Genomic DNA, 3,708 nt, shown 5'->3' with positions numbered 1-3,708 from the left:
GTAAGATGTGTGTATGGATTCATAGCTTTCTCCTTCTAATAGTTGGTTGGTACATCTATTTTATAGGAAAACTATGGATCTTTTTTTATTTTATTATTGTTGTTGCACTTAAATTGTAAATTCGTCAGTTAAAATATCATTGCATATTTGTCTGATGACTTTGACCATCTTATTGCGAATCCGGTCTAAAATACGGATTTTATCCCAAAAATCATCAGATAACGAAAAACACACCGAATTTATGACTTCGATGTGCTCTGAGCTAAATCTATTTTATTATTTGGTTTGTTATTGCCTTTAAATTTGAAACGCAGTTTCTTTAGCCAATTTTGCATCGGTTCCAAATAAAAGCGGTTGAGTGGCATATATAACAGAAGTGAAAAGACAACTGCGAATAATGTAATCAATACAACGCGAATGGGAAGTGAGTGAATCTGAAGCTCGGGAAAGACGAACAGTAATAGTCCGTATACATTAATACCTAGGGCATGTAATAGGTATATCTGATCTGAATAATCTCCTAGCTTCGCGATGACTGTCTCTTCTCCCTTATATCGGTTTAAGAATGCGATCACTAAGTAAATCGTTGGAATAAATAATAGTTCGAGATATTGTCCTTGGTAGAAAAAGCCAAAAGTAACAACATAGACAAACATCCAACCAATTAAGACACGCAAGTTATACTTCCAGTAATCCCCTTGCACCCCTACATAATAGCCGATACTTGTATACATCAAGGCTTTTGGGAAGCCCCCGTAACGTAATATATCAGTTAACAGTCCGTTTTCGAGACAGTAAAGCGATACAAGATATAAGGCAAATACACTTACGATTAAGATTCTTGGTGAGTTGATTATCTTATTTAAGCCATACAAACACAAGATACCTAGAAAACTCGCCCATAAGTACCATAGATGGTAAGATCCAATCGTTCCTTGAACAAACTGTCTCCATGTTTTGGAACGGAAGATGACCATCACAGCGTCCATGACAGGTTCTTCATACAGCCAAGCTTCGACGCCTGCCATTAGTAAAGACACCACGTAGTAAAATAATGAAATAGAAATAAATAAACGTAAAACACTGCCTGCGTACTTTAACATGTATTCATTTGTTCGTTTAGACAATATATAACCTGTAATTGCGAAGAACAAAGGAACAGCGTAGTTAAATATAGCACGAGGCCATTGTAGTTCAATCAAAGGTTCGTTATATGCCGAATCGATAAATGCAAATACATGAATGAGTACTACTCCAATAGCAGCAACAAACTTCACCTTATCAATATTGTAATTTTTTGACATGTAATCCCCTATTCAATTTTTTTAGAAAATACATAATACCGCTTCTAAATTCAAAAGTCTAAAGAAATGACTATTAATCTAAATCCAAGAAGTGATATAAGCCAAATAGATAACCATAATATTTATATATTTCACGACGCCCTGCACTGCGAAGTCCAGGTGTATCAAGATAAGTAATGACTTCCCCTTCATTCGTATAAACGTAAGCTGAAATATAAGTTAAATCAAAATCATAATGACGGTTTACTCGCTCATAAATCATGCGTGTCCGTCTCATGTGGTAATCAGAAGTGACGACTAATGCAGAGCCCCAGCCGTTCTCCTCCATTAATTCTAATGTGTTTACGGCATTTGTGTAGGTACTTGTTGCTTCATTTTCAGCGATAATTTGATCTTCTCTCACACCTGCATTTTGATAGCGAGGTAAAAGATTTAAGTTCTCCCCATAAAGTGGTGAGACAATAATTCGGTCGGATAGTGAATAACCATCGAGCAATAGTCGGCCAGCTTGATCTTCGCGCCCATCTCCACCTTCAGGTACGATGATAACATCGCTGAGTACTGGAGTCTCTCCAACATCTAAATTGAAGTAGAGCCATACTGCGTGCCAAGACCAAAACAATACAATCAGAACTGCTAATTGCTTTAACCTTTTCTTCATAGTTTTACCTCTTTTCAAATGATAACTCATTTTATCATAACCCATAAATATAGCTACAAACAGCGAGTTAATTTACATAAAATTTAATTTACTGTAACATTTACTTTAGAGATTATTAAAAGGAGGCCATTAATTTATGAACTGGCTTGTATTAGGACAAATTTTTGCCATCAACTTAGTATATATTATGCTAAACACGATTCGAACGTTACTGACGATGCGAGGTTACCGAAACCTTGCCCCCATCTTGGCGATAATCGAAATAACGATTTACACACTCGGCTTATCAATGGTGATGTCGTATATCGAAGAAAATATAATGTATCTGATATTCTATGCATTTGGTTTTGGCGTTGGAATTTACTTAGGTATGTTAGTAGAGAACCGGATTGCTTTAGGTTATTCAGTAATGCAAGTATTCACAGAAGACGACAACCATGTGTTGGCAGATTCTTTAAGGGAACGTGGCTATGGGGTGACAATTCAACCTGGTTACGGACGGAATGGAAACCGGTTAGTCTTAACGATTCTCACGCCACGTTCTACTGAGAAAGCTTTGCGTAACACAATTAATGAACTAAACCCGAACGCATTTTTCATCTCATATGATGCAAAATACATTCACGGAGGCTTCTGGACGAAACATATTAGCCCACCACAAATCATTGAAGAAAACTTTGAACAAGACCAAAAAGAAGGCTTTGAAACGCCAGATGAGGTTATCACTAAAAATGAATATATTGAATAATCAAGAAGGAGGCGCTTATTCAATGAGTCATAACTGGAAAGATGTATTACCTATCGATTCAATTCAAGAAATCATCCCTGTATCAGGAGGCGATGTAAACCAAGCCTTTCGAGTGGAAACAAATTCTAAACCTTACTTCTTACTCGTCCAAGCGGGGCGCAGTGCAGACTTTTATACAGGTGAGATTGCAGGCTTAGAAGAAATGGCTAAAGCTGGAATCACTGTACCGCAAGTGATTGATTCAGGTGAAAACCAAGGTGATGCTTATTTATTACTTAGCTACCTCGAGGAAGGTCAAAATGGGAGTCAACGTGAATTAGGAAGAATGGTTGCCCAATTGCATCAGTATCACTCTGATGACGGCTTATACGGCTTTGACGCTCCTTATGCAGGAGCTGACATTCAATTCGATAATTCATGGACTGATTCTTGGCTTGAGCTTTTCGTCGAAAGACGGATGGACAAACTTCACAGGCTACTTGTGGATAACAATAAATGGAATCAACGTCAAAGCGATACTTATCAACAAGTAAGACAAATTATGGTGAATGAGTTAACTCGACACAAAAGTGACCCGTCATTATTGCATGGTGACTTATGGGCAGGTAACTATATGTTCTTGTCTGACGGTAGTCCTGCTTTATTTGACCCCGCTTCTATGTACGGTGACCGCGAATTTGATTTGGGTGCGACTAAAGTATTTGGTGGCTTTAATTCTGACTTCTACGCTGCTTATGATGAAGCTTACCCACTTTCTGAAGGTTCAGAATTACGCATCGAGTTCTACCGCCTTTACTTATTAATGGTTCATCTACACAAATTTGGTGCAACCTATGAATCATCTGTTGATCAATCGATGAGCATCATATTGAATCGAGTAGGAGACTAGCCATTATTTGACTAGTCGACCTCTCACACCACCGTGCGTACGGTTCCGTACACGGCGGTTCAATACCTTGCGTAAGCAGACTCTACCAATTCGCTTAGTGGAACTA

Annotated in this window: 4 protein-coding genes; 2 read left to right on the top strand and 2 right to left on the bottom strand. The window is 38.0% G+C overall.

What is annotated here, in order from left to right; all coding sequences use genetic code 11:
- Positions 1-239: 239 nt before the first annotated feature.
- Together ACEN31_RS11225 and ACEN31_RS11220 are read right to left on the bottom strand one after the other, a co-directional pair.
- Positions 240-1,304, bottom strand: a complete 1,065-nt coding sequence (locus ACEN31_RS11225) for an acyltransferase family protein (protein ID WP_407109455.1) — start codon at positions 1,302-1,304, stop codon at positions 240-242.
- A gap of 73 nt (positions 1,305-1,377) precedes the next feature.
- On the bottom strand, positions 1,378-1,965 hold the full coding sequence (locus tag ACEN31_RS11220; RefSeq protein WP_407109454.1) for a YdcF family protein: 588 nt from the start codon (positions 1,963-1,965) through the stop codon (positions 1,378-1,380).
- Between the two features lie 136 nt (positions 1,966-2,101).
- Here ACEN31_RS11220 and ACEN31_RS11215 point away from each other — a divergent pair, with 136 nt between their 5' ends.
- Positions 2,102-2,713 (top strand): DUF2179 domain-containing protein, encoded by a 612-nt coding sequence (locus tag ACEN31_RS11215; protein WP_407109453.1) that lies wholly within the window; start codon positions 2,102-2,104, stop codon positions 2,711-2,713.
- Between the two features lie 22 nt (positions 2,714-2,735).
- Positions 2,736-3,602 (top strand): fructosamine kinase family protein, encoded by an 867-nt coding sequence (locus ACEN31_RS11210; RefSeq protein WP_407109452.1) that lies wholly within the window; start codon positions 2,736-2,738, stop codon positions 3,600-3,602.
- Positions 3,603-3,708 lie beyond the last annotated feature (106 nt).

The sequence above is a fragment of the Ruoffia sp. FAM 26255 genome, from assembly GCF_045528525.1.
In the GTDB taxonomy this organism is placed as follows: domain Bacteria; phylum Bacillota; class Bacilli; order Lactobacillales; family Aerococcaceae; genus Ruoffia; species Ruoffia tabacinasalis.
The sequence above is the reverse complement of the archived record's forward strand: the minus strand, read 5'-3'. Positions and strand labels throughout refer to the sequence as shown.